Annotated in this window: 23 protein-coding genes and 1 pseudogene; 8 read left to right on the forward strand and 16 right to left on the reverse strand. The window is 49.2% G+C overall.

What is annotated here, in order from left to right; translation table 11 throughout:
• Positions 1-3 precede the first annotated feature (3 nt).
• Together CWI73_RS11085 and CWI73_RS11090 are read left to right on the forward strand one after the other, a co-directional pair.
• A complete protein-coding gene (locus tag CWI73_RS11085) occupies positions 4-786 on the forward strand; it encodes a ferredoxin--NADP reductase (protein ID WP_126752838.1) in 783 nt (260 codons plus the stop codon).
• A 14-nt stretch (positions 787-800) separates the two neighbouring features.
• Positions 801-1,382 carry a uracil-DNA glycosylase family protein gene (locus tag CWI73_RS11090; RefSeq protein WP_126752839.1) on the forward strand — a complete coding sequence of 194 codons (582 nt, stop codon included), beginning with the start codon at positions 801-803 and terminating at the stop codon, positions 1,380-1,382.
• On the opposite strand, the gene CWI73_RS11095 is transcribed toward CWI73_RS11090, so the two are convergent.
• Positions 1,383-1,844: a methyltransferase family protein gene (locus CWI73_RS11095; protein WP_126752840.1), complete on the reverse strand. Its 462-nt coding sequence runs from the start codon at positions 1,842-1,844 to the stop codon at positions 1,383-1,385.
• Between the two features lie 30 nt (positions 1,845-1,874).
• Here CWI73_RS11095 and CWI73_RS11100 point away from each other — a divergent pair, with 30 nt between their 5' ends.
• The 3 genes from CWI73_RS11100 to CWI73_RS11110 are packed head-to-tail and all read left to right on the forward strand — an operon-like array spanning position 1,875 to position 4,570.
• Positions 1,875-2,414, forward strand: coding sequence for a DUF1415 domain-containing protein (locus CWI73_RS11100; RefSeq protein WP_126752841.1), 540 nt, complete (start codon positions 1,875-1,877; stop codon positions 2,412-2,414).
• 60 nt (positions 2,415-2,474) lie between these two features.
• Entirely contained in the window at positions 2,475-3,863 is a 1,389-nt protein-coding gene (locus CWI73_RS11105) for a sensor domain-containing diguanylate cyclase (RefSeq protein ID WP_126752842.1), read from the forward strand.
• A gap of 50 nt (positions 3,864-3,913) precedes the next feature.
• Positions 3,914-4,570 carry an SDR family oxidoreductase gene (locus CWI73_RS11110; RefSeq protein ID WP_126752843.1) on the forward strand — a complete coding sequence of 219 codons (657 nt, stop codon included), beginning with the start codon at positions 3,914-3,916 and terminating at the stop codon, positions 4,568-4,570.
• Here CWI73_RS11110 and CWI73_RS11115 read toward each other — a convergent pair.
• On the reverse strand, positions 4,544-5,401 hold the full coding sequence (locus CWI73_RS11115; RefSeq protein WP_126752844.1) for a LysR family transcriptional regulator: 858 nt from the start codon (positions 5,399-5,401) through the stop codon (positions 4,544-4,546). The genes CWI73_RS11110 and CWI73_RS11115 overlap by 27 nt on opposite strands.
• Before the next feature lie 149 nt (positions 5,402-5,550).
• Between CWI73_RS11115 and CWI73_RS11120 the strand changes: the two genes are divergently transcribed.
• On the forward strand, positions 5,551-7,524 hold the full coding sequence (locus CWI73_RS11120) for a ligand-gated channel protein (RefSeq protein WP_198675194.1): 1,974 nt from the start codon (positions 5,551-5,553) through the stop codon (positions 7,522-7,524).
• Between the two features lie 3 nt (positions 7,525-7,527).
• Here the strand turns inward: CWI73_RS11120 and CWI73_RS11125 are convergent, their stop codons facing one another.
• Positions 7,528-8,559, reverse strand: coding sequence for a phospholipase A (locus CWI73_RS11125; protein ID WP_126752846.1), 1,032 nt, complete (start codon positions 8,557-8,559; stop codon positions 7,528-7,530).
• Positions 8,560-8,661: 102 nt separating this feature from the next.
• Between CWI73_RS11125 and CWI73_RS11130 the strand changes: the two genes are divergently transcribed.
• Complete coding sequence (locus CWI73_RS11130) at positions 8,662-11,412, forward strand: EAL domain-containing protein (RefSeq protein WP_126752847.1); 2,751 nt, start codon at positions 8,662-8,664, stop codon at positions 11,410-11,412.
• Positions 11,413-11,466: 54 nt separating this feature from the next.
• Here the strand turns inward: CWI73_RS11130 and CWI73_RS11135 are convergent, their stop codons facing one another.
• The 13 genes and pseudogenes from CWI73_RS11135 to CWI73_RS11190 form a co-directional block, all read right to left on the reverse strand.
• Positions 11,467-12,648 (reverse strand): BaiN/RdsA family NAD(P)/FAD-dependent oxidoreductase, encoded by a 1,182-nt coding sequence (locus CWI73_RS11135; protein WP_126752848.1) that lies wholly within the window; start codon positions 12,646-12,648, stop codon positions 11,467-11,469.
• Positions 12,648-13,139, reverse strand: coding sequence for a peroxiredoxin (locus tag CWI73_RS11140; RefSeq protein ID WP_126752849.1), 492 nt, complete (start codon positions 13,137-13,139; stop codon positions 12,648-12,650). The genes CWI73_RS11135 and CWI73_RS11140 overlap by 1 nt, the downstream gene beginning before the upstream one ends.
• Positions 13,123-13,914 carry a class I SAM-dependent methyltransferase gene (locus tag CWI73_RS11145; RefSeq protein WP_126752850.1) on the reverse strand — a complete coding sequence of 264 codons (792 nt, stop codon included), beginning with the start codon at positions 13,912-13,914 and terminating at the stop codon, positions 13,123-13,125. The genes CWI73_RS11140 and CWI73_RS11145 overlap by 17 nt, the downstream gene beginning before the upstream one ends.
• Complete coding sequence (locus tag CWI73_RS11150) at positions 13,911-14,363, reverse strand: GNAT family N-acetyltransferase (protein ID WP_126752851.1); 453 nt, start codon at positions 14,361-14,363, stop codon at positions 13,911-13,913. Before CWI73_RS11150 ends, CWI73_RS11145 begins: the two co-directional genes overlap by 4 nt.
• Complete coding sequence (locus tag CWI73_RS11155) at positions 14,360-15,232, reverse strand: Dam family site-specific DNA-(adenine-N6)-methyltransferase (RefSeq protein WP_126752852.1); 873 nt, start codon at positions 15,230-15,232, stop codon at positions 14,360-14,362. Before CWI73_RS11155 ends, CWI73_RS11150 begins: the two co-directional genes overlap by 4 nt.
• A 69-nt stretch (positions 15,233-15,301) precedes the next feature.
• Positions 15,302-16,873, reverse strand: a complete 1,572-nt coding sequence (locus CWI73_RS11160; protein ID WP_126752853.1) for an SPOR domain-containing protein — start codon at positions 16,871-16,873, stop codon at positions 15,302-15,304.
• A 46-nt stretch (positions 16,874-16,919) separates the two neighbouring features.
• Complete coding sequence (gene aroB, locus CWI73_RS11165; RefSeq protein WP_126752854.1) at positions 16,920-17,993, reverse strand: 3-dehydroquinate synthase; 1,074 nt, start codon at positions 17,991-17,993, stop codon at positions 16,920-16,922.
• 18 nt (positions 17,994-18,011) lie between these two features.
• Positions 18,012-18,545, reverse strand: a complete 534-nt coding sequence (gene aroK / locus CWI73_RS11170; protein ID WP_126752855.1) for a shikimate kinase AroK — start codon at positions 18,543-18,545, stop codon at positions 18,012-18,014.
• A 136-nt stretch (positions 18,546-18,681) separates the two neighbouring features.
• A pseudogene (gene pilQ / locus CWI73_RS11175) lies at positions 18,682-19,686 on the reverse strand (type IV pilus secretin PilQ); the annotation flags it as partial.
• 15 nt (positions 19,687-19,701) lie between these two features.
• Complete coding sequence (locus CWI73_RS12610; protein WP_241968895.1) at positions 19,702-19,953, reverse strand: hypothetical protein; 252 nt, start codon at positions 19,951-19,953, stop codon at positions 19,702-19,704.
• Entirely contained in the window at positions 19,950-20,774 is an 825-nt protein-coding gene (locus CWI73_RS11180; protein ID WP_126752856.1) for a hypothetical protein, read from the reverse strand. Before CWI73_RS11180 ends, CWI73_RS12610 begins: the two co-directional genes overlap by 4 nt.
• Positions 20,771-21,289 carry a hypothetical protein gene (locus CWI73_RS11185; RefSeq protein ID WP_126752857.1) on the reverse strand — a complete coding sequence of 173 codons (519 nt, stop codon included), beginning with the start codon at positions 21,287-21,289 and terminating at the stop codon, positions 20,771-20,773. The genes CWI73_RS11180 and CWI73_RS11185 overlap by 4 nt, the downstream gene beginning before the upstream one ends.
• Positions 21,277-22,089, reverse strand: a complete 813-nt coding sequence (locus tag CWI73_RS11190; RefSeq protein ID WP_053953396.1) for a hypothetical protein — start codon at positions 22,087-22,089, stop codon at positions 21,277-21,279. The genes CWI73_RS11185 and CWI73_RS11190 overlap by 13 nt, the downstream gene beginning before the upstream one ends.
• Before the next feature lie 154 nt (positions 22,090-22,243).
• On the opposite strand from CWI73_RS11190, the gene CWI73_RS11195 reads away from it, so the two are divergent.
• On the forward strand, positions 22,244-24,694 hold the full coding sequence (locus CWI73_RS11195; protein WP_126752858.1) for a penicillin-binding protein 1A: 2,451 nt from the start codon (positions 22,244-22,246) through the stop codon (positions 24,692-24,694).
• Positions 24,695-24,709 lie beyond the last annotated feature (15 nt).

A 24,709-nucleotide genomic window follows, 5' to 3' on the forward strand; every position in this document is an offset into this window, starting at 1 on the left:
GTTATGAGAAGTACTATTGCCGAAACCGTCACTCAGGTACGCCACTGGAATGACACCCTATTCAGTTTTAGAACCACCCGTAAGCCAAGTTTCACTTTCGAAAATGGTCAGTTCGTAATGATGGGACTGCAACTTGAAGACAAGCCGTTGCTGCGCGCTTATTCAATTGCCAGCGCCAACTATGAAGAAGAGCTGGAATTTTTCAGTATAAAAGTGCCCGATGGCGCATTAACGTCACGTTTGCAGCATATTCAGGTTGGCGATGAAGTGGTGCTGTCGACGCGCCCTACTGGCACCCTTGTTCCCGGGCATCTACTACCGGGTAAAAACCTGTATTTGCTGAGTACCGGTACCGGACTAGCGCCGTTCATGAGTGTGATTAAAGATCCGGATATCTACGAGCAGTACGATAAGGTGATTCTTGTCCACGGTGTACGTTATGTCTCTGAATTGGCCTATCAAAAAGAAATCGGTGAAGACTTACCGAATAACGAGTTTTTTGGTGACTGGGTAAAAGAGAAGCTGATTTACTATCCAACGGTAACGCGTGAGCCATTCAGAGATGAAGCACACCAGCAGCGAATTACAGACTTACTGACCTCAGGTATACTGACGCGCACCATTGGCATGCCCGATTTGAACCCCGAGCAGGACCGTTTTATGCTGTGTGGTAACGACGCTATGCTGCAAGACTTAATGGCTATACTGAATGAGCGAGGCTTTACAAAAGCCACCTCGCGCAAACAAGGCGATTACGTTATAGAGCAGGCATTTATTGAGAAATAATCAATGAGGTAATCATGAGCTCCTGGCAAAATTTGCTGACAGAGGTTCGTCAATGCACGCTATGCGAACCTGAACTGCCAATGGGAGCTCGGCCGGTTGTCCAGTTACACCCTAATGCGAAGATTTTAGTGGCAGGCCAAGCGCCTGGTCGGCGTGTCCATGCGTCAGGCAAGCCGTTCGACGACCCCAGTGGCGACCGGCTGCGCCAGTGGATGGGCATTGATAAAGCCACTTTTTATGACGCTGAAAAGCTGGCCATTATACCAATGGGTTTGTGTTACCCGGGAACCGGCAAGTCCGGCGACTTACCACCAAGGCCAGAATGTGCTCCGGCATGGCGGCAGAAACTATTACAGCAGCTGCCAAATTTAGAATTGACGTTGGCCATTGGACAGTACGCACAAAGCTGGCACATTGACGAACCAAAACAAACACTCACCGAGCGAGTAAAAAACTGGGAACATTATTGGCCTGACGTGTTGCCGTTGCCGCATCCCAGCCCACGTAATAATTTGTGGTTAAAGCGTAACCCCTGGTTTGAAGACAGCATTATTCCGATGCTGCAAGAAAGAGTCGCAAGGCTCCTTAATGCCTGACTACCACCACCGGCCGGTTTCCCGACAGTAGTTCTTGTAGGCTTCTCCAAAGGTTTTTGTGAGAATGCGCTCTTCCGGCTGAATTTGAAACTTACTCATGTATGCAACGTATAGCACCAGCCCCCATAACGACAGAATACTGCCTAAAAACACGCCCCAGGCCATTAACATAAAGAAAAAGCCGAGATACATTGGGTTTCGGGTGCGCTGGTAAATGCCTGTTGTGACAAGCTCGGTGCTTTTGTTCGGGTCTCGCGGGTCGACCGTTGTTTTCGCGCGGCGAAAGCTCATAACACCGAGTAAAGGCAGTAATACACCCAGTACCAGCAAGAAAATAGCCGCAGCGCGCTGGCCAACGTAGAAAGCGTTTAACTCTGCGGTATAATGCGCCGTTAACCACATAAGTCCTGCTACTATGGCAACAACAATGACGGGTGGAACTTTGAGCTCTAAAGACTTCATAGAAAGAAGCCTCCTTTTGGTGATACGAAAATGACAGCCGAGATACCTACGATTATTGAGCAAACCCAGCGTTGGGTGCAACAGCTTATTGTGAAATACAATATCTGCCCGTTTGCGCGCCGCGAAGTTGAGCGCAAAAGTATTCGCTACGTTGTTGCAGAGCAACCGGACATAGCTTCAGTGTTACAACAGTTGCTGGATGAAGCGAAGTACTTAGACGAAACACCTGAAACTGAGACCACGCTTTTTATTCTTCCCCAGGGTTTCGAAGGCTTTCATGGCTTTTTAGACTTGGTCGACATGGCCGACGCACTGCTTATTGAGGAAGGCTATGAAGGCGTTTATCAACTAGCGCACTTTCACCCGGACTACTGTTTTGACGGGGAGTCCCAGGACGACCCGGCGAACTATACCAACCGCTCTCCATTTCCGACGTTGCACTTATTAAGGGAAGCGAGCTTAGAGAAAGCGATTGAGCAGCATGACGACCCCGAGTCGATACCTGATCGCAATATTGAGTTTTGCCGTCGTAAGGGTGCTGAGTTTTTTGTAAAGATTTTAAACGGTTAGCTTGGGCTGACGAATTGAATGGCGTAGGCTATGCTGTAGTTATAAACAAAGGTGATTGTCATGCCAGAGCGTCAGTTGTCGAATAAAATTCTGGAAAAGTTACCCACGATGGTCGCGTTCATCGATGAAAAGCGGCGCTATCGTTATGCCAACAAAGCCTATTGCCAGTTCCTTAACCTGAAAAAAACCGACATTCTGGGTCGGTTCGTTTCCGATGTTCTTGATGATGAGCTTTACGCGAGGATGGAGCTTCGGCATGACAAAGTATTTGAAAGCGGCAAGGTCAGTTCCTTTTCGGAAGCGGTTACATTTAGGGATGGCCGCAAGTGCTTTTTGGATATCCGCTACATTCCTGAGCTGGATGAAAGCAAAAAAATGGTCGGTCTGTATGCTGTGATGGAAGACGTGACCGAGTACTATGCTTCGGTCGATTTAATGCGCACCATTCATGACATTATTCATAAGCGCGGCCGGCGTATTGATCCTGTATCAATTGATGAACTTTTGAAGTTTGGTGTCGACTATTTAGACGTGGATATTGGCACCGCAAGCTCCATCATTGATGGCGTATACACCATTGAGTGGATACAAACGGCAAAGTTAGACCTGAAAGCAGGCACTCAGCTGCCTTTAGAGACAACCTATTGCTCGGTTGTGTTAGCAGAGAACGAGTTGGTGCATACCAACGAAGCTGACAAAGACGAACGCTTTAAAGACCATAAGTCCTTCCAAACTTATGGCCTGCAGTCGTATATCGGTACGCCGCTAGTTATTAATGACGTTGTTTGGGGCGTGCTTGGTTTCGCCAGAAAAACAGCACGTCGGGAAGACTTCAGTGAGTTAGAAATTGAAATGGTTCGTATGATGGGTACGGCCGTTGAAACCGTTATTGCTGAGCAAGCTGTGCGATCAGATCTTATGCGTCAACGCGATGACATGGCGTTAATTGCTTACACTGACTCCCTTACAGGCTTAAAAAACCGCTCGGCAGGCATGCAAATGCTTGAGCAAGGGCTGGCAGCCCATTACCAGGACAGTTGTTGCGTGGTGGCGGTTATCGACTTTGACCACTTTAAGTCCATTAATGACACCTACGGTCACGACGTTGGGGACCAGGTGCTCATCGCTGGCGCTAACGCCATGAACGACAGCTTAAGAGGTAGCGACACGGTGATTCGGGTGGGCGGTGAAGAGTTTATGATTATTTTACCTCACACCGATAAAGAAAATGCTTCAATAGTACTTGAGCGCGTACGAGAAGCCGTGGAGACAACGGTTGTCACGCTGGAATCAGGCGACGTCATTAATCCCACTGTCAGCATTGGCGCTACCGCTAGTGAAACTAATGACGACGTGTCCAGTATTTACCGCCGCGCCGACCAAGCGCTCTATAAAGCCAAGCGCGCGGGACGAAACTGTATTGTTTGGTCAGACAATGCAGCGATCTAATCCGTCACCTCTGAACGTATGATCAGATATAGAAATTATGGAGGTGAATTATGAATGTTGCCGTTATTGGTGCGAATGGAAAAATTGGTCAACATCTTGTCGAACAATTGCAAAACGATGACAAACACAAGGTTGTTGCTGTAGTACGGAAGCAGGAACAAAAACAATCGTGGGAAGAGAAAGGTGTTGAAGCCAGGTTAGCCGACTTAGAAGGCTCCGTTGACGACTTGCAGACTGCTCTTAACGGCGCAGATGCGGTGGTATTCACAGCAGGATCCGGGGCTAACACGGGTGATGACAAAACGCTTTTAGTGGATTTAGACGGCGCCGTGAAAACCGTTGAAGCTGCTGAGAATACTGGCGTGAAACGTTTTATTATGGTCAGCGCATGGCAAGCGAATAACCGCGAGAATTGGGCGGAACAGCTACTGCCTTACTACGCGGCGAAGCATTACGCTGACAAAGAGTTAATGCGTAGCAGTCTCAATTGGACGATAGTGCGTCCCGGCGCATTAACGGATGATCCTGCCAGCGGTAAAGTGGTTGTCGGAGAATCATTGGCTCCAGGCTCGGTGCCTCGTGAAGATGTCGCGAACGTGTTACATCGCTGCCTTGACGAATCAGGAACAGAACGCAAAGCCTTTGATTTAATGTCGGGCGAGAGTGACGTTCAGCAGTCCCTACAAGCGATGAAAGAACTCGCTTAACACCTCAACAGTCCGTTCAGTTTTTGCGGGAATATTGTCTTTAACCGGCAATATTGCGTGAACACTGTACGGGCTGCCTGTCCATTCAGGTAGTAATCGAAGTAAGTGACCACTTTCAATGTAGTGTTTGACTTCAGGCTCCGGCAGTAACGCGTAACCCACCCCGTCTAATGTCAGTTGCACCACGGTTTGCATATTATTGAGCATGATTTTGGGTTGCGGGAACTCAAGCTCTGACGAATTCGACATATGCCCAATAAAGCAGTCTTGGGGAAGGTCGTTAAAACAACTGATAGGCTTCTGAGCAGCCGGGTGCGAAGCAGCAATACAAGGAATCATGTTCCAATCTACTAAGTGCCTTGCATAAAGCGATGAGTCGGCAAGAGGGGCAATCCGAATGGCCAAGTCGGCGCCGGCGGTAATTAAATCAATGGGCTCGTCCGTCATGTGCAGCTGAAAATGAACGTTTTTAAACTCTTGCTGCAGCTGTTTTAACGGTTCGCTGAGCAACCCGCCACCAAAACCAACAGGCGCTATCATTTTAATTTGCCCTTGCGGCGTTTTGGTCAACGCCTCCCATTGCTCTTGGTTACGCGAAGCAATATTGAGCATGTCTAAGCATGATTGGTAAAACACTTTTCCGGCTTCGGTCAACGTCAGCGTCCGCGTGTTCCTGTGAAACAGCGCAATACCGTTATCTTTTTCCAAGCGCTGTAATTGTTGGCTAACCGCAGACACTGTCATGTGCAGTTCCTTTGCTGCCCCACTCATACTGTTCAGCTCAACCGTTCGGGTAAAAGCCTTCATTGACCGAATCATTTTTGGGTTCATGGTTTAGTTCCGCTTAAAACCTATTTCAGAATTTCGACGTTGATGAATTCATCTTAACATTTATGATCGCCAATGAAAATTATTCTCATTTAATAGAGGGGCGATTTGTGAACGTTTTTAAGAATGGCTTGAAACTGGGTGTACTTTCAATGGCTATTTTTTCTGCCTTGGGTACCGCTTATGCACAGGATGGTGCAAACGACGATCGTGAAAAGCGGCGTCATAAACACAAAGACATGGAAGTGATGGTGGTGACGGCCTCTGGTGTCGCCCAGCATATAAAAAAGGCACCGGCTTCTATTTCCGTTATCGATAAAGACGAGTTGTCACAGCGCTTCTACAAAGACTTAACCGACGCCATGACGGATGTGCCTGGGGTTGTAGTCACCGGCGGTGGTGACCGTCAGGATATCAGTCTGCGGGGGATGGGAGCCGACTACACCTTAATTTTGGTGGACGGTCAGCGCCAGAGCTCTCGTGAAACCCGCCCAAATAGCGACGGGCCGGGTGTGGAAGGTGCGTGGACGCCGCCGTTGGCTGCCATCGATCGCATTGAAATAATTCGTGGGCCTATGTCGTCACTTTACGGGTCGGACGCAATAGGTGGCGTTATTAATATCATTACACGTAAAACTCCGGACGAATGGCGCTCTGAAATTCGCGTTGACGGCACGTTACAGGAACGCTCGGAGTCAGGTAACAGCTATCAGACAAATTTTTTTACGGCAGGCTCACTCATAAAAGATACTTTAGGGCTTCAGCTATCAGCAGGCTATACGCGTCGGCTAGAAGATGAAATTGTCGAAGGCTTTCGTGATAAAACGGCGCAAGATGCGGACATGAAATTGGCGTATACGCCAAACCGGGATCATGAAATTCTGTTTGAGATAGGTACCGCTAAACAGACAATAGATGCGTCTTTGGGAAAAACGGTTGAGCCGCTGGCGCCGGGTGAAGAATGTGGTCGCCGCGGGTGTCCTGAGTCTTCAAGCACTGTGTACGATAGTCAGTCCGTATCGATTGCCCACAATGGTCAATGGGGCTTAGTGGGTGCACGCAGCTACTTAAAACGCGACGAGTATGAAAACGAAGCGCGCTTAATGACCATTACCAATACCGACTTTCAAAGTCACTGGAATTTACCGCTATTTGATGACAATTCAGTCAATACCGGGGTTTCCTACTTTAAGGAAGAGCTGGAAGACTTAACCAGCAATCAAATCAGTGATCGTACGCGAGTTGAAGGCTCTCAATGGTCGGTATTTGCAGAAACGGCCTGGCCATTGTTTAAAGGGTTCGACTTAACCACAGGCGTTCGTTATGACGACGATGACATTTTCGGCGGCCATTGGAGCCCTCGCGTTTACGGTGTTTATACTTTGAGTCGCGCAACAACCATAAAAGGTGGTGTTTCAACGGGGTTCCGAGCTCCAGGCTTACGTGAAACCACACCCGATTGGGGCCAGGTCAGCCGTGGTGGTGATGTTTATGGTAACCCAAATTTAGAAGCAGAAACGTCGACCAACTATGAGTTGGGTTTGTATACCGACTGGAGTCGTCATACATCGACCTCTGCAACCGTCTTTTATAACCAGTTTGACGATAAAATTACTCGTGTCGCCTGCCCTGCAACGATTTGTGACGCTGGGCCTAACCAGTTTGGCTCAATGCCAACGACACGTGTGAATATTGATGAAGCGGTTACCAGAGGTGTGGAACTGACATTTAATTCACGATTAAGCCGCCATTGGTCAGTTAAAGGCAATTATACCTATACCGACTCTGAGCAAAAGTCGGGCGAATATGCAGGCGACCCTTTAAACCAATTGCCTAAGCATTTAATACAAACATCGTTAAACTGGAAGCCGAATAAACGATGGAACAGTTGGTTACGTGTGCATTATCGTGGTGAGGAGAGTCAGCCAACAACAGGCCCTTCGCAGGACGTATTGGTTGCTCCGTCTTACACATTGGCGGACTTGGGTGTTAATTACTATGTCACGAGAGACATTAAGTTGGCGGCAGGTATATATAACCTACTAGACAAAGAAATTGGCGTAGAAGAATACGGTTATGTCGAAGACGGCCGACGTCTTTGGTTGTCAGCCGCCTACAGCTTTTAATCGTTAAAGTACGTTATTTAACGCAATACCGATACCGAAGCGAGTTTGCTTGTGGTTGTAGTCAATCAAGCTCTCTCCGTATCCGGTGAAAATTGACGTATAACCAATAAACTTACCGCCGAGTGGAAACGTCCAGTTAAGCTCGGCGGAGCCTCTGCCGGTGTCTATGGCGTGGTTAAGCTTTAAAATGTACTCGAAATCGCCGTCGCTGTATGCGGTAGTGAATTCGTAGTTGCCAACATAGTCCGTAATATTTGGGTTGTCGTCACCACTGGACTGAAGCGGGTCGGTTTTTGCGTCTTCTTGTAGGCGAACCCACGGCTTAAGCGAAAACACAAAACGGCCTTTTTCAACGACAAACTGAGCGTAGAAGCGATTCCAACTGCGCGACAGTGGTTGGCTGCGACCATTCGACAAATGTTCAGCCCCAAACACTAAGGCCGTATTGGTACCAAACGGATGCCATCCGGTTGGCGTTGCGTAGAAAAACTCAGGCATGTAGTTAGTTTCGCGGAACGGCTTAGAAATATTGTCCGAATAAACTTGCCACCACGACTGCACAGTGAAGCCAAAGAAAAACTGGTCATCTTCGAACAACAAGCTTTCTTTATTGAGCGGTACTTTAAAGCTTAGCTGAAACTTTGACTCGTATTCTTCCAGGTTTTGCTCATAACCTTCTATGTCAGCGTACTGAATGCGGTTGATATTGTTCGTCGTGAGCACGGGAAGCATATAGTTGCGGCGGTGTGGGGTAAGAACGTAAGGGTCAAACTGAGTGACCTTTTCACTTTTCATTCTGTTGGTGAGCACACCTGGCTCTTCCACGGCATCGACTTCAACCACTTCCTCGTCTTCAGCACTGCGGAGTTGTTGTTCACACTGGCTGCGAATATCGGCAATAGTGGTTTGTTCCGCTTTGGTCGTATTCATTTTATCCAGCAGGCACTGCTGCATTTCGGACAGCTGCTGTGCGTGAGCCACTGTAAAAAGAAATAGACAAGAGGCTGTTACACTAAGACGAATCCATGTTTTCATAAAGGTACGACTCCAAACGGTAAGCTTCTGTGTACTATAGCGGAATTAACAATTTTAGATCACTCATTCAGGTTTATTTTGTTATACACTTACAAAAAGTAAGTGTATAACGCTTATCGAGATGAGCAAAGGAGAACAGGTATTTCATACCGCGCGCTCGAATTATTCGACAAACTGCCACTTTCTTACCGTTTTGCAGCGGCGTTGCTATTACCCGTTATCGCAATTATTTGGATGTCTGGGTCTAATATTATAGAGCTGCGGCAATCGGTAAATAGGCTAGATGCGCTGAATGATAATATCACGCTGGTGACAGCGGCCGGTCAGCTTGTCGGCACATTGCAACGTGAGCGTGGCTTGAGTGTGCTCATTACAGACACCGGCACTGAGCGTTTGCGTTCGCGGTTAATGCAAAGCCGTGAGAGAACGAACCAGCAGCTGATAAACCTAAAGCAAAAGCTGGGTTCAGTAGATATTACGTCGGAAACCAAAGCGCTTCACCAAGGCTTAAAGCTAGCGACTGACGCACTGGGTCAGCTACCGGTTATGCGGGAGCGTGTCGATAATGAGCAAGCGATCCCTGATGAAATACTTCAGTTTTATACGACAATTATTCGGCAAGCTAATAGTCAGTTAAATGAGTTGGCTAGTGACTTATCAATAGCAAGCCTCTCGCGGGAAGTGAATGCTTACTTTATTTTAAACCGACTGCGAGAATTACTGGGACAAGAACGTGTTATTGTCGGTAAAGCGCTGTTAAATGGCAAAATGAGCCAAGAAGACATTCGTCAACTGGCTTATAACGCCGGCCGCCAGCGCAGCTTGCTTATTGGTTTTGAAAGTCAAACCACGGTGGAGCCTGGCGGTGAGTTGTCCGCGTTAACAACGGAGTTTCGGCAAAAGCTACTCGCAACACGAACGCCTAATGAGTTACTTCAGGGCATGGACGCTGACGTGTGGATAGCTCAGCAGACACAGCTTATTGCGACCGTTCAGGACGTTGAGCAACGGTTAATCACGAGCATTAAAGAAACGGCGACGAGCTATTATGAATCGTCCCTCAACGAGCTCTGGCGTTACGTCATTATTTCACCATTGGTGTTGCTGACGGCACTGTTCCTAAGCTGGCTCATTCTGCGCTATGTGCGTCGCCAAATAATGTTGGCAGACTCCGTTTTTCAATATACGCAAGACCGCATTACTATCACGGATGCCGATGGCCGAATTCTGGACGTAAACCCGGCCTTTACGCGCATTACCGGCTATAAAAAACGCGAAGTGCTGGGTAAAAACCCCCGGTTCTTAAAGTCCGGGCGTCAGGGGAAATCGTTTTATCGCTCTATGTTTCAGCAGCTAATAAAAGACGGCTTCTGGCAAGGTGAGCTGTGGAACCGTCGTAAGAACGGCGAGTTTTATGCTGAGCTGGCGTCCATGAGCGCTATTAAGAATAAGCGCGGCGAAGTACAAAACTTTGTCGGCATTAGTTCGGACGTAACAGAACGAGCGTTTGCCCATAAGGAGGAATTAGAATTCAGAACCTACCACGACGCTCTGACCGGGCTTCCTAATATCTTACTTGTACGAGACCGCCTGGAACACGCATTGAGCATTGCTGGTCGTAAAGGCGACATGGTCGTGGTCGCGTCTATCGACGTCGATAATTTCAAAAATATCAACGCTCAGTTTGGCCATGCGGTGGGTGATAAAGTCATAGAGCAGCTTGCCCGGCGGCTCAACGCCACCATACGCGATGGCGATACGGTCGGAAGGCTCAGCGGCGATGAATTTTTATTGGTCATTGAAGGTGGAGAGAGTGAACTGCAGGTGAATGAGGTTCTCGAGCGAATAAAGTCCGAGCTCTCCGAAACCATCACCGTTGGCTCTTACACCATGGATATTACCGTCAGTATGGGTGTTACTGCGTATCCGCAGGACAACAACGATGCCGATACCCTCATTCGCCACTCCAGCCAGTCACTGCATCAGTCTAAGCGCAACGGCCGTGACCGCATAACGTGGTTTGATACGCATCGCGAGCAAGAGCAGGCGAAGTTGACCGAGCTTATTAAGCGTATGGAGCTGGCTATTAGTCATGATGAGCTGGAGCTTTTTTACCAACCCAAAGTGAATATGGAAACCTGTGAGGTCATAGGCGTTGAGGCGCTACTGCGCTGGCGCGACCCTGAGCGCGGGTTGGTACCACCGGGTGACTTTTTGCCATTTATAGAAGAACATCCGTTCTCTATTACGATTGGTAACTGGGTGCTCAATGAAGCACTGAAGCAAGTGAGTGAATGGCGTTCACAAGGCGTTGAGTTGCCCGTTAGTGTGAATATCAATGCCTTGCAGTTACTCGACAATCAGTTCTTAGATTCGGTCAGCACGCACCTCGGCCATTACACCAATGTGTCACCGAAATATTTAGAGATAGAAGTGCTGGAAAGCGCCGCCATTGGTGAAATTCATAAGGCGGCTGACGTGTTGGCGAAATGCAAAAAAATGGGTATTCCTGTGTCTCTGGATGACTTTGGCACCGGCTATGCCGCACTCGATTACCTGAAGCGTTTACCGGCACAAACGCTCAAAATAGACCAAAGCTTTGTCCGTGACATGCTGACAGACGAAGGTGATTTGGCCATTGTGAAAGGCATTATTGGTTTGGCCGATGCCTTTGACTTCAACATTATTGCCGAAGGCGTCGAAACCGAGCCACAGGGTAAAACACTGGTTGAGCTAGGCTGCGTTCTGGGTCAAGGGTATGGCATTGCGAAACCGATGCCGGCAAACGACGTACTGCCATGGCTTAAAAACTGGAAATACCCTGACGGTTGGGGTGGGTATGAGAGTTTGTGAGATAGAAATGTGGCTTTCCGCTAATGGCACTTAACAGCCATCCGTAGTGCCCATTTACAACTCAGACCCACAAGCAAAACCACTACTCCACGCCCATTGAAAATTAAAGCCTCCTAGCCAGCCTGTTACGTCCAGCACTTCGCCAATGAAGTACAGACCCGGTTGCTTTTGGCTTTCCATGGTTTTGGAGCTGACTTCGTCGACGTTCACGCCGCCTAGGGTGACTTCGGCGGTGCGATAGCCTTCGGTGCCGTTGGGTTTGAGCTGCCAGCGGTTCAAGTTATCGGCTATGGTCTGGAACTGTGCGTTCGACGTATCAGCCAGTTTATTGCTTAATGGCCACTGGTGGTGCTCGGCCAGTGCGGTCACCACGCGTTTCGGGAAGTGCGCTTGCAGAATCGTATTAAGTTGAGTTTTCGGTTGCTGGCGCTGCTGGTCTTTCAGCCATTCGTAAGCGTCTACGTCGGGCAGCAGGTTAATGGTCACGGCTTCGCCGGGCTGCCAGTAGGACGACACCTGCAAAATAGCGGGACCGCTGACGCCTCGGTGCGTAAACAACATGGCTTCACGGAAATAGCCGTCGTTAGCCTCTGCGGTCACTGGTACCGCAACGCCGGAAAGCTCGGCAAAGCGTTCTTTGTCGTCTTCTTGCAGGGTAAATGGGACTAAGCCCGCGCGTACGGGCACAATGGAGTGCCCAAACTGTTCGGCAATTTGATAACCCAGGGGGGTAGCGCCGAGTTTCGGCATGGAAAGCCCGCCACAGGCAACCACCAGTTTATCGCTGCGGTATTCACCACGGCTGGTGTCTAGGCAATACTCGTCGTCAAAGTCGACCGACACAATGTCAGTACGTAACTGTACCCGCGCGCCGTAGCGGTCGCACTCGCTCATGAGCATGCGCACAATGTCTTTGGCGGAGTCGTCGCAAAACAACTGGCCTAAGGTTTTCTCATGGTAAGGAATGCCGTATTCAGCTACTAACCCAATGAAGTCCCATTGGGTATAGCGGCTAAGCGCAGACTTACAAAAGTGCGGGTTAGATGACAAAAAGTTATCGGGACCGGCGTACATATTGGTAAAATTACAGCGGCCGCCGCCCGATATCAGTATTTTCTTGCCCGCCTGCTTGGCGTGATCAAGCACTAATACCGACTTACCGCGTTTAGCAGCATGGGCAGCGCAGTGAAGCCCTGCCGCCCCGGCACCGATAACAATGACATCCCAGTTCGACATTATTGTTGCAACTGCTCCAGAATGTATTCCGCTTTGCTGACTTCAAAGGCTTTTTCGTCTTCAACGTATAAGCCTTTTACAGTGCCGTCGGTAATGACCATGGCATAGCGTTTTGAGCGAATACCGCCAAAGTTGCCCGTGTCCATTGCCAGGCCGAGCATTTGGTTATAGGCGCCGTTACCGTCAGACAATAACCGAACGTTTTCTCCGATCCCAAGCGACTCGCCCCAGGCTTTCATCACAAAGGCGTCATTAACGGCTACGCAGTTAATGCTTAAAACACCAGCTTCTTCAAATGCTTCCGCGTGTTCGACATAACCGGGCAAGTGTTTTTCCGAACAGGTCGGAGTAAAAGCGCCGGGTACGGAGAACAATATGTGGGTGCCCTTAGCAAATATCTCTGCTGGGTCGTAATTTTGAATGCCAAGTTCACCTTTGCTGGTCAGTGAACCGGATGGAATTTTATCGCCTTCTTTAATTTGCTGACTCATTGAAACCTCGTTTTATGTAAACATCAAAGCGATGTTTTTTACTCTTAATTTGGCTGTTTGGTTCACGCTCTGCCAGAAAAGGTGCGCTGTTCGGGCGCTTAACCACCACTCGGAATTTAGCATGGGCAAGTGCAGGCTCCAGTAGCGAATTAGCGTCGTTGTCGCTGCCGACCAACTGCTGAAAAATTTGCATGTCCTTTTTCACCTGCGCTTTTTGCTTGCCGGTTTTTGGGTACATTGGGTCTAAATACACCACGTCGGGCTCGTGGGTGAAGCCTTTGCCGGTGTATAAGTTGTCAGTGCCTATTAGGTGCATTCGCTGACAGGCTTCGCCAATATCGTCGGCTTCTAACTGAGCTCTGTGCAGGCCGTTATCGAGCAGCGCAGCGACCACCGGGTGACGTTCTATAAGCTGCACACTACAGCCTAACCCGGCCAGTACAAAGGCGTCTCGGCCAAGGCCGGCAGTGCCGTCAACGACCAACGGTTTGAACTGCCCGGTGACACCCACTGCCTTGGCTATGGCTTCGTTTTTTAATTGCGTATTCTGCGCACGGTACGCGGCTTTTCCCTGATGAAAGTCGACCACTAGCGGTGACATTTTCTGTGGGCTTTGCAGCCAGTGCAGGGCTAACACACCGTCATTCAGCCACAGCTGAAAAGCGTCATCGTTTCTGGCTTCCGACGGCAGCCCCCAACGTTCGGCAATAGTTTTTGCGGCAACGATGTCAGCATCGCTGCTTGCAAGCACCGGAACCCGAGCTGTGACGGTCACTGAGCCGCCTTACGTTGCATATCAATGTGTGGAATATCGTCTTCCAGATATTCTTCGCTGATAGGCTCAAAGCCGAAGCTTTTATAAAAGTCGAGTAGATAAACCTGAGCACCCACGCGAATAGGCGCCTGCGGTGCGTACTTCTCAAGATAGTCGATGCTGCGTTGCATAAGCTCAATGCCAAGCTTTTGGCGACGTACTTTCTCATGAGTCAGCACGCGGCCAATACGCGAGTAGCCAGTGTCTGCGGTGGCAAGGTAAAGACGCGCGTAGGCGACCATTTCATCGGCGGTGTTGCGTGCGTATAAATGCAGTGCGTGTTCATCGGCGCCGTCGGCATCGAGGTACGGACAGGTTTGCTCGACAACGAACACCTCCTGGCGAACTTTCAGTAAGTCGTAGAGATCGTGCAGTGAAAGGTCGTTAAATGCTTTTAAATGCCAGTTCATGTGCCTACTTTCTTCAGTTTTTTATTAATAGATACGACATTGCTTGCGGCTGAATCCGTATTATAGAGCGCAAGCAGTTCGGTAACGGGTTTACGGCCGTCACCCTTTTGACTAATACTGCGCGACACCGACAAGCTGCTAATATCCGCTTGCTTGTAGAGGGCCCGCGTTAGTTCAGTATCGTGATTGCTAATAAGCACCGGTATATCTCTTTTCTTGGCCACTTGTGCTGCCCGGCGTGCGAGCTCGTGTTGGTCGGTTAGACCAAAGCCACCAGTCGCGTAGCTGGTGAAGTTAGACGCTTGTACTAATGGCGCATACGGTGGGTCGCAATAAATGACGTCGCCCTGACGTGCGCGGCGAAAAACTTGCTCAAACGGCCGGCAAATAAACTTGGCTTTGCGGGCTTTTTCGGCAAAATGCTCGAGCTCTTTTTCCGGGAAATAGGGTTTTCGATAGTCGCCAAAAGGAACGTTAAAAATGCCTTTGCTGTTGTAGCGGCATAAGCCGTTATAACCATGTCGGTTCATATACAAGAACAGCAAAGAGCGGTAGTACGGGTCGCTGCTGGCGTTAAACTCTGCCCGTAGCGCGTAGTAAGCGTCGGGCTGGTTATTACGGTCAATGAAAAGCTTGCGGGCGTCCTGAATAAAGGTTTTAGGACGACGCTTCACGAACTGATACAGGGTTATTAAGTCCTGGTTAATGTCGTTCAGCAGGTAACTGTCGTAGTCCGTATTCAGAAACACAGAGCCGGCACCAACAAAGGGCTCAATGAGCTTTTTACCTTGCGGCAAGCGTGCTGATATTGGCTCGATAAGTGAGTACTTACCGCCTGCCCATTTTAAAAATGCCCGATTCTTCTTCATGCGCCGGCCGTTGGTTGATCCTCAACGGATTGTAACCCAAAGGCCGGGGGATGAAAATTGCTGTGAGTATTAACGTCCCTGAATGTCGGTATGAACGCTGGCAAATGACTTAGCCCAGGGCTCCATTTGCTGAACCGCCTGAGGCAGTTCGCTAGCGGCATTGCGTGCCTGTTCAATACTATTGTAGCTACCAAAAATAATGACATAGCGGTTATCTTCGCGCTGATACACCTGCGTATTGTCAGTTAAGCCGTAGTCCTGGCGGAAATCTGACAGCAGCTGCGTGTCGCTGATAATACTAATTTGTAAGGTGTAACTGTCAATCGGCTGGCTCAGTGCCCATTCGGTGTTAAACGGTAATTCCTGAGTCTGTGCCGTTTGACTTGTCGCTGGTTCTGCTTGGGCGGGCTGGTTGGCTGCTGTTTCTGCTGGCGCTTCATTGCTTTCACCAGACTCAGCAACCACGGTGCCTACCGGTTCAGCCTCTTTCGGTTGTTGCTCTTTAATGAAGCCAACGCTGATATCACCTTCTGTTATCTCCGCTGCGGCTTTGTTATTTAGAGTACCCAAAGAAGCTCGATAAGACGATGCCAACTCTTCAGGAACAAGTTCCAGTGAGCGCTCGTTAATAGGTTCAAAGGTTGGTAACTCGGTTGTTTGTGGCTCTTCTGCCTGAGCCGGAGCAGGCTCGCCCTCACCCTCGCTTGCTTGTGTGGATGTTGCGTCAGTTGCTTCTGGCGACGGCTTCTCTTGAACTGAGCCATTGAACTGCTCCCATAACGGCAGTAACTGGTCTTTATTCAGATAGCCAGCGACCGCGGTGCTGATAAGTGCAGCAATTAAAATAAGAGGCCACAGCTTCATTTTTGAGGGTGTCTTCTTAGCGTCTGACTCGGACGCACTTGCCGGCGCACTTTGCTCTTGTTCTGCCGGTGAGGTGTCACGATAGCGCGCCGCCTGAGTCGCTAAAGCCAGTTGCAGGCGTTGTTGTATTTCCCCCGGGTAGCCGTTAATCGAGTTTAAAAACTGCTGAATGCGCTCTAAATTCCAGAAACTGCGTTGTTTTTCAGGCAACAACGCCTGCACGAAGCGAATTTGCTCTTCGTGGCTGAATGGCTGAACTTCGACCAATGCGGGGCCTTGCACGCGAAGGTGTGGTGCCGGGCGTTGCTGCTGTGCCCAACGCGAACTACCGGCAACGATAATGCTGGTGCGTTGGCCAATGGCGCTGAGTTGTGAAACTGTTGATATGCACTCGGCCAGAAAACTTTCAGACAGGTATTCGCCGTTGTCTATCACAATAATGGCGTGGTTCAGGGGGCGTTGGCGCTGAATTTGGCGGCTGAGTGACTCGTCACTAATGCTGATAGTACCAAACAGCTGATTCAGGATTTGCGCCCGCAGACGGTCGTTGGTTGAACGCTCGTTGGCTGAAATGAAAGCGACTTCCGCATAGTCCGACGCTTGCTCCAGAAAAAGTTCTGCAATGGTCGTTTTACCGCTACCTTCAGCGCCGTGCAGCATAATTAAAGACACACTTTGCTGGCATTGTTGATGGAGTTGATCAATTGCCTGCTGCTGGCTCGGTTTATTTTTTACCGGTGCGGCAACAATGTGTTGTGTGGTCGCAAGTGCTTGCATCGTTTCGTTCCTGTCTGTTTAGCCGAATAGAGATAACGCAGGTGCGTTAGCAACATTCAGTGATCACAGCAGCAACGGTGGTGTGCTCTATATCTTTGACAACGTCTGCCTGACCAATGGCGGTAGGCAATACAAAATGCAGCTGGCCGTCTTTGACCTTTTTGTCACGCTGCATGTACTCCAACCAAGACTCCCAAGTCATTTCTGGCGCTTTAGTCGGCAGTTCAAACGCTGTCAGCAGCTCTTTAATTCGTCGAAAATCTGACGCCGATAGCCGCTGAGTCACTTCTGACAGCTTAGATGCAATTATAATGCCAGCAGAAACGGCTTCGCCATGCGTCCATTCGCCGTAGGTTGTGGCAGCCTCAATAGCATGTCCAAAGGTGTGACCGAGGTTCAAAAGCGCTCGTAAGCCTTTTTCGCGCTCATCTTTAGCCACGACTTCGGCTTTTATTTCGCAGCTGCGCTTTAAGGCATAGGTTAAAGCGTCAGGATCTTGCTGCTTTAACTCTGCCGCGTGGTGCTCCAGCCAATGGAAAAATTCGGCGTCATAAATAATGCCGTACTTAACGATTTCTGCCAGGCCACTGCGAAAGTCTCGTTCGGTTAAGGTTTGCAGGCAGTCGATATCGATAGTGACCGACTTAGGTTGGTAAAACGCACCAATAAGGTTTTTACCGTGAGGATGGTTAACCGCGGTTTTCCCACCCACCGAAGAGTCCACTTGTGACAACAAGGTTGTCGGTATTTGATAAAAATCGACGCCACGTTGAAAAGTCGCGGCCACAAAGCCTGCTAAGTCGCCAACCACACCTCCGCCTAAGGCAATAATGCCGCAGTCGCGGTTGTAGCCTTTACTGATTAACCGGTCCATTATTTCAGCGTAACTGTCGAGGTTCTTAAACTGCTCGCCGTCGCGCATTTCAAAAAAGTCGACTTGGTGGTCGGTTAGCACGTTCAGCAAGGGTTTTAGATAGTACTGGCTCACCGTCGGATTGGTGATAATAAACAGCTGTTTATTGAGTTTATGGGCGTTGGTCGTGCGGAAGTTGGCAAGTTGTTCATTGCCAATATGGATAGTGTAGCTGCGTTCGCCTAATGAGACTTGAACCTCGGCCATGAACGCAGCTCCTTTGTTTTATCCCAGCCCGTTAATGGTATCGAGCTGATCAATAATGTCATTGACGACAAATTTTGCACTTTGGTCGTCAGTTTGAACCGTAATGTCCGCAATTTCTTCGTACAGCGGATTACGTACTTCGGCAAGCTCTTCTAATACTTCACGTGGGTCGTCGGCTTCTGCAATAAGAGGACGACGTTTATCACGCTGGGTACGTGCTAATTGCTTCTCAATAGGGGTTTTTAGATAAACCACAATACCCCGGGCTGATAGGCGGTTACGACTTTCTTTGCTCATTACCGAGCCACCACCGGTCGCAAGCACTATGCCCATTTTCTCAGTGAGTTCTTCTATGACTTTCTCTTCACGTGCGCGGAAGCCTTCTTCACCTTCCAGCTCAAACACCCAGCTGATATCCGCACCGGTACGGCGCTCTATCTCTGAATCAGAGTCATAAAAGTCTAAATGTAATTGTCTGGCGATTTGACGGCCAATCGTACTTTTGCCAGCCCCCATGGGCCCAACAAGAAAAATATTACGTTTCTCAGCCATATTCCTGCTTACATCATTGGTTAAAATTAGCTGTAACTCACGAATCCGGAGTGTCTGGAGAATCTCCCAACCCAACGAAAAGAAGCGGGATTATCTCAACTCGGAGTCACTTTAGCAATAGCCATTGGTAGCCGTGTTAGTTTTGCTGCAGAATCGTTGGTGTGACGAATATCATCAACTCACGTTTCTCTTTGCGTTGCTGCTCATGTGAGAACAGGCTGCCTAACACTGGAACAGACCCTAAGATGGGGACGCGACTGTCATCATTCAAGCTATGTTCCTGAAATATTCCGCCAAGTACGATGGTTTCTCCATTACGAGCCAGCACCCGAGTGGACATTTCCTGGGTATCTATGGCGACAGCCGGGCCGGTGGGCGTTGCGACGGTATCGCCTCGCGTGTTTTGGGTAATGGTTAAGTCCATCAGTACATGATTGTTAGGTGTGATAAGCGGCGTCACGCTAAGGCCCATAACCGCTTTTTTAAACTGTACGGCGGTGGCGCCGTGCGCTGCGGTTTCAACATAAGGAATCTCCGTGCCTTGCTCAATGTAGGCCGCTTGCTGGTTCGAGGTAAATATCTTCGGGCTGGTAATAATTTCGGCTTTATTTTCTTGCTCCAGTGCGGTGAGCTCTAAGTCGAGCAGAATGTCGTCGCTAAGCCGGGCCAGGTTGGCTGAAAAGGTGCCAGCCGGGTTGGTGACAGGTAAGTCGACGTGCATACCTTTAATAAAACCGGCTCCTTCTTCCGGCACCGACAAACCATAGTTAGAAGCACCCCAGCGTACGCCCAGAGCTTTACTCACGTTGGCTTTAACGGTAACCATGCGGGCTTCAATGAGTACCTGTTGCACCGGAATATCTAGTTTTTCAATGACGCGACGAACCGACTCGATTTGCTCGGGCGTGTCGCGAATAATTAAGGTATTGGTGCGTTCGTCGACGCTAACGGCACCGCCTTCCGATAAAAAGCTTTGCTGGTCGTTTTTCAGTAACGCCGCCAAGTCTGAGGCTTTGGCAAAGTTAATGCGCAAAAGAGTAGAAGTGCGCTTGTCATTGTCTTCGTGCTCCTGAGGCTCGGTGGTTATCCACAACAAATCGCCCTGCCGTTTTAAATACAGGCCATGTGTACTGACGACACTTTGAAAGGCATCTTGTCAGGCGACACCTTTAAACTTTAAAGTCGATTCTCCGCTTATGTCGTTACCGATAAGAATGTTCAGCTGGTGTTGATCAGCAAGCAGTTGCAGCAACTGTCGAAGCGGCAGGCCGTCGGTAGACAACGAAACAGGCTCATTTAGCTGCTGTTCAGACAAAAGTAGCGTCCAGTCTAAGCGACTCGCGCTTACCGAAGATGTGTGGAATATAAATAAAGAGGCCAGTAGGCAGGTCGTTATAAAATGCTTCATGAAGCGTCACTTTCCTTGTTGATGCGCAGTTGTTCAGAGTGTTTATGCCAGCAGTCTCCGGACTGTTGCCAGTGAGAAAGGATTAAGCTGTCTGAATGAATTGTGTCGAGTTGGGTGTGTTGTCCTAACCAGTCGCCCTCTAAAGCCGTTACCCACTCCTGGTTTTGGCTTTTAAAAATAGCTTTGCGGTTGGGAACGGTTTGTATGGCGGTTAACCTTGCATCAGACATTTGGGACGCAACAAACTGAGGCTGTGCGCCGCTAAATGGTTTGTCATAACAGGACAAGGTCGGCACATTAATAGGCTTAAAATGGTTAGCGTATATGGGCTTTTCTAATTGGTTGATGCTGTGCTCGGTTTGCCACCGAAATTGCCACTGGAGTACGCCGTAAACATCACTGTTGTTAGCGCCCAGAGCTTCCCAACTCAGGCTTTCTGTCTCCGGAAAGTGTGAATAGCGTTTGTACTGAGAGCCGGTAACCTCAGCAACAAACCGCATTGCTTGTTGTGGCTCTGCTTCGATAGTGATCAGCCAGGTGCTGTCTGCAGAGCCTGAGCGTTGGTAGTGCAGGTTAATCGGATAACGTTGGGCAATGGTTGATAACAGCTCGTCCACTGGTGATGAAGGCAGCAGCTCAGTAAGCTCTCTGGGCAACGGCGGCACTGGGGTCGCTAACTGATCAGCATTCTCTGAAATAAGCCGACGTAGCTGATGCGATTGGTGTGCAGTAAAGAAATACGCCGCTACAGTGCAAAGAATGCAGATAGCAACAAATAAGGTCGACCAGAAACCTATAGCTTTTGTGACCGAGCTTTTCATGACGATGACCTTTCGAGTACAAACAGCACGCGCTTTTCAGGCAGGAGCTGCTGATGAAAAGACTCCGCAATGCTTTGGCTTTTCCAGTCAGTGTTTAACCAGGTTTTGAGTTTTTCCGTTTGGGGAATCTCCTCATACAAAGCAGTCACTTCCAGTCGACTGCTATTCAGTCTGATACTGATATCGCTAAATTTGATGTGTATTTGCTTTAGTAACGCAGCAAATGCATTAATTTCATCACTGACACTTTGTTGCCTATCCAAAAAGGCGTCTCTTGTAGCCAGAGCTTGTCGCCGCTGTTTGTAAATGTGTTGTTTTTGTTCGCGGCTTTCTAACTGTCGAGACTGCTGAAGGACTATTTCATTCGCGTTATCTATAACTGGCTGGTAACTGAGAATAAATCGCACCGCTACGGCAATAGCACCCAGACACAAGCTGACACCAATAAAGCTCAGCGCTGGATGCTTAAGAATATGAGAGCGGTTGTCTTTGGTAACCAGGTTTAACGATGCCATTGACTGAACCCTCTGAGAGCTAAGCCAACAAGGGCAATTTCGTTGTCTAAAGCGGACACAGTGGGCGCGGGCTCGTCAGCAAACAGCGGTGCGGTAGATAAAGCAATGTGCTTGCTGAAAGACTGGCTCTCACACGTTGTGCGCAATGCGGATTGCGCGACCTTATCGCCAAAGCTGAATAGCCAGTAGTCATCCATATCAGAGACCCGTTGCAGCAACTCAGCAGTGGCCAGTTTCTCGAACCGTTGAAAGCGGCCACTTTCACAATAAATGAGTGTCGACACCTTTTGGCGCAACTCAGCAATAATCCATTTCATGTTCGAGGAAAAGCGAGCACCTTCCGGCCATAAATACGGAATGAGTGTATTGGTGGCGCGAATTATCGAATGGTAAATAGGCTCAATGACTTTGACCGGAATGTTAAGAGGCGCCAAGTCCGATATTAACTGTTGCAGTGCACGCTCCGAACTTATCGCTGCCTCGATTTGACCGCTGTCATGCTGAATAAAGTCGTAAGAAAAACCGGCTTCGTTGTCCATAGTTGAGGGCAGCTGCTGTAAAATACTTTCCTCAACACTGACGGTAGAAGATTCGTTAGACAGCTGCTGGTAATGCACGGCTTGATAGTCTAACGCTGATATTAAGCCACAGCGTTTGAACCGCTGGGTGGTTAATTGGGCGGTCAGTTCGTGGGCAAAGTTCTGAACGGTAAAGCGTCCGTGGCTTCTGTTCAGCTGCAAAATTTTACAATTTTCTTGCTGAATACAGACCGCAATGGGCGTTTGCTCGAGCAACGACATGAAACAATATCCTTATTGTGTAAAAGCCAGATGCAATCGTAGTGTTCTGAACAAAAATCCGCCATAATATGGGGGTAGGATTTAAGCGGTACGTAGTGTCGGAAAATGCTTATTTTGCCGATAGTTACATTTTAAGTGGTTATGGAGCAGGTCATTGAAGTGGTTTAAACGGCTACTCTACACAATGCTAATTTGTGTGGTTCTTGGTGGTGCAACAGTTGGTGGGCTTTATTTATACGTCAAACCGGAGTTACCCAGCGTCGAAACGCTGCGTGACGTTCGTTGGCAGACCCCAATGCAGGTGTTTACCGCCGACGGGCAGCTTATCTCACAATTTGGTGAGAAGCGCCGCATTCCTATTAAACTCGAAGATGTCCCACAGCCACTGATTGATGCCTTCTTGGCAACCGAAGACAGCCGCTTTTATCAGCATTTTGGTGTTGACCCTATTGGCGTGATGCGGGCGTTTAGCGTGCTCATAATAACCGGCGAAGTGCAGCAAGGGGCCAGTACCATCACCATGCAGCTGGCGCGGAACTTCTTTTTGACGTTTGAACGCGCGCTCATGCGTAAAATTAAAGAGTCTTTTATTGCGGTTCACATCGAACAGCAACTGAGTAAAGACGAAATTCTGGAGCTTTACTTAAATAAAATCACCTTTGGCCACCGGGCGCATGGTATTGGTGCGGCCGCGCAAGTGTATTACGGCAAGGAGCTGCATGAATTAACGCTGGCACAAATGGCGACCTTAGCAGGCTTGCCAAAAGCACCGTCTAATTTAAACCCAATCTCTAATCCGCAAGCGTCAAAAGAGCGTCGCAGAGTCGTGCTGTTGCGCATGCTGGATGAAAACAAAATTACCCGTCAACAATTCGAGGAAGCCGCGAGTGCGCCGGTGACGGCGCGTCGTCATGGTGCGGAAGTGACCGTAAGCGCTCCTTATCTTGCTGAGATGGTGCGTCAGGAAATGGTCGATCGCTACGGCGAAGAGGAAGCCTACACTGGCGGGTACAACGTTTATACAACGGTAAAAAGTGATGTTCAGTTGGCGGCTCGGCAGGCGGTGTGGGATAACCTGCACAGCTACGACGAGCGTCATGGTTATCGCGGGCCTATTAGTATTCTGTGGTCTGAAGAAGACGGGCGTAGTGCGTTATCCGCTGAGGAAATTGAGCAGTATTTAGAGCAACTCAAGCGCATTGGCGATGTCACACCCGCTGTTGTGACTGAGATCGAAGAAAAGACGGCAACGGTCATGGTAAAAGACAAGGGCGTTGTGACCCTGCCCTGGGAGTCGATGCATTGGGCCCGCGAATATTTGAATGAAGAGCGTCAGGGCGAGCCGCCGGAAAAGGCCTCTGACATTATACAACCGGGCCACGTTATTTGGCTGCGTACCGTTAATGAGCAGTGGCGCTTAGCGCAAATACCGGAGCCGAGTTCGGCCATTGCGTCGTTAAGGCCCGATGACGGTGCCGTGGCCGCTGTTGTCGGTGGTTACAGCTTTACTCTGAGTCAATACAACCGAGCCTTGCAGGCTGAGCGTCAGGTGGGTTCGAACATTAAACCACTGATTTATTCAGCCGCTTTTGATAAAGGACTGACGTTAGCGACGCTGGTGAATGATGCCCCCATTAACCAATGGAATCCGGGATCGGGTGTTGCCTGGCGTCCTAAAAACTCTCCGGAAGTTTACGAGGGGCCTATCCGTTTACGAAAAGGCCTGGCGAAGTCGAAAAACGTGGTATCAGTACGCTTGATTCGCGAGGTTGGCGTTGAGCAGGTGGCTGACCATATTGCCAAGTTTGGTTTAAACAGAGATACCATTCCTGAAAACGAGTCATTGTCTCTGGGCTCGATGTCAATGACACCAATGGAAATGACGCGAGCTTACGCGGTGTTCGCCAACGGAGGCTTTTTGATCGAGCCTTATTTCATTTCAAAAATTGAAAATTTAGGCGGCGACGTCGTTTATGAAGCGGAGCCTGTACGAGCGTGTTATGACTGTGAGAACCCAGCCCCGCAAATTATCAGTGAGCAAAATGCCTTCTTGGTTGAGCAGGCAATGAACTCTGCCGTTTGGGGTGGTGGTAGCTGGCCAAATGGTACGGGCTGGAATGGTACGTCATGGCGTATTCAGCGGTCGAAGCCAATTACCCGGGAAGTGGGCCGCAATATTGCCGGTAAAACCGGTACCACCAATGACGTGCGAGACACTTGGTTCTCGGGCTTCACTTCAGGCTTAGTGACGACCACCTGGGTTGGTTTTGATGACGTTTCAAGAAAGCTGGGGCGCACCAGTAAGCACCCTGAAGTTGACTCTAGCCAACAAGCGATAACAGGCGGTGAAGCGGGCGCAAAAACAGCTTTACCGGGCTGGATACTCTTTATGGAAAAAGCGATTCCTGAATACCCGGCGCGAGAATTCAGCATTCCGCCAGGCGTCGTGAATGTTCGTATCGATTTAGAAACGGGCAAACTGTCGCGTAAAAACGACTACACCTCACGGTTTGAGTACTTTATTAAAGGTACAGAGCCTACGGAGTACGTTCGCGGCGACAGTAACAACGACGATATATTCGAGGATGAAGGCGGGCTGTTTTAACGCCCGCCTATTGAG

The organism is Idiomarina piscisalsi (assembly GCF_003987095.1).
GTDB lineage: Bacteria > Pseudomonadota > Gammaproteobacteria > Enterobacterales > Alteromonadaceae > Idiomarina > Idiomarina piscisalsi.

Excerpts from the sequence above, each read along its gene's own strand:
- CWI73_RS11085 (WP_126752838.1), top strand. The coding sequence starts at position 4 with ATGAGAAGTACTATTGCCGAAACCGTCACTCAGGTACGCCACTGGAAT.
- CWI73_RS11090 (WP_126752839.1), top strand. The coding sequence starts at position 801 with ATGAGCTCCTGGCAAAATTTGCTGACAGAGGTTCGTCAATGCACGCTA.
- CWI73_RS11095 (WP_126752840.1), bottom strand. The coding sequence starts at position 1,844 with ATGAAGTCTTTAGAGCTCAAAGTTCCACCCGTCATTGTTGTTGCCATA.
- CWI73_RS11100 (WP_126752841.1), top strand. The coding sequence starts at position 1,875 with ATGACAGCCGAGATACCTACGATTATTGAGCAAACCCAGCGTTGGGTG.
- CWI73_RS11105 (WP_126752842.1), top strand. The coding sequence starts at position 2,475 with ATGCCAGAGCGTCAGTTGTCGAATAAAATTCTGGAAAAGTTACCCACG.
- CWI73_RS11110 (WP_126752843.1), top strand. The coding sequence starts at position 3,914 with ATGAATGTTGCCGTTATTGGTGCGAATGGAAAAATTGGTCAACATCTT.
- CWI73_RS11115 (WP_126752844.1), bottom strand. The coding sequence starts at position 5,401 with ATGAACCCAAAAATGATTCGGTCAATGAAGGCTTTTACCCGAACGGTT.
- CWI73_RS11120 (WP_198675194.1), top strand. The coding sequence starts at position 5,551 with ATGGCTATTTTTTCTGCCTTGGGTACCGCTTATGCACAGGATGGTGCA.
- CWI73_RS11125 (WP_126752846.1), bottom strand. The coding sequence starts at position 8,559 with ATGAAAACATGGATTCGTCTTAGTGTAACAGCCTCTTGTCTATTTCTT.
- CWI73_RS11135 (WP_126752848.1), bottom strand. The coding sequence starts at position 12,648 with ATGTCGAACTGGGATGTCATTGTTATCGGTGCCGGGGCGGCAGGGCTT.
- CWI73_RS11140 (WP_126752849.1), bottom strand. The coding sequence starts at position 13,139 with ATGAGTCAGCAAATTAAAGAAGGCGATAAAATTCCATCCGGTTCACTG.
- CWI73_RS11150 (WP_126752851.1), bottom strand. The coding sequence starts at position 14,363 with ATGAACTGGCATTTAAAAGCATTTAACGACCTTTCACTGCACGATCTC.
- CWI73_RS11155 (WP_126752852.1), bottom strand. The coding sequence starts at position 15,232 with ATGAAGAAGAATCGGGCATTTTTAAAATGGGCAGGCGGTAAGTACTCA.
- CWI73_RS11160 (WP_126752853.1), bottom strand. The coding sequence starts at position 16,873 with ATGCAAGCACTTGCGACCACACAACACATTGTTGCCGCACCGGTAAAA.
- aroB (WP_126752854.1), bottom strand. The coding sequence starts at position 17,993 with ATGGCCGAGGTTCAAGTCTCATTAGGCGAACGCAGCTACACTATCCAT.
- aroK (WP_126752855.1), bottom strand. The coding sequence starts at position 18,545 with ATGGCTGAGAAACGTAATATTTTTCTTGTTGGGCCCATGGGGGCTGGC.
- CWI73_RS12610 (WP_241968895.1), bottom strand. The coding sequence starts at position 19,953 with ATGAAGCATTTTATAACGACCTGCCTACTGGCCTCTTTATTTATATTC.
- CWI73_RS11180 (WP_126752856.1), bottom strand. The coding sequence starts at position 20,774 with ATGAAAAGCTCGGTCACAAAAGCTATAGGTTTCTGGTCGACCTTATTT.
- CWI73_RS11185 (WP_126752857.1), bottom strand. The coding sequence starts at position 21,289 with ATGGCATCGTTAAACCTGGTTACCAAAGACAACCGCTCTCATATTCTT.
- CWI73_RS11190 (WP_053953396.1), bottom strand. The coding sequence starts at position 22,089 with ATGTCGTTGCTCGAGCAAACGCCCATTGCGGTCTGTATTCAGCAAGAA.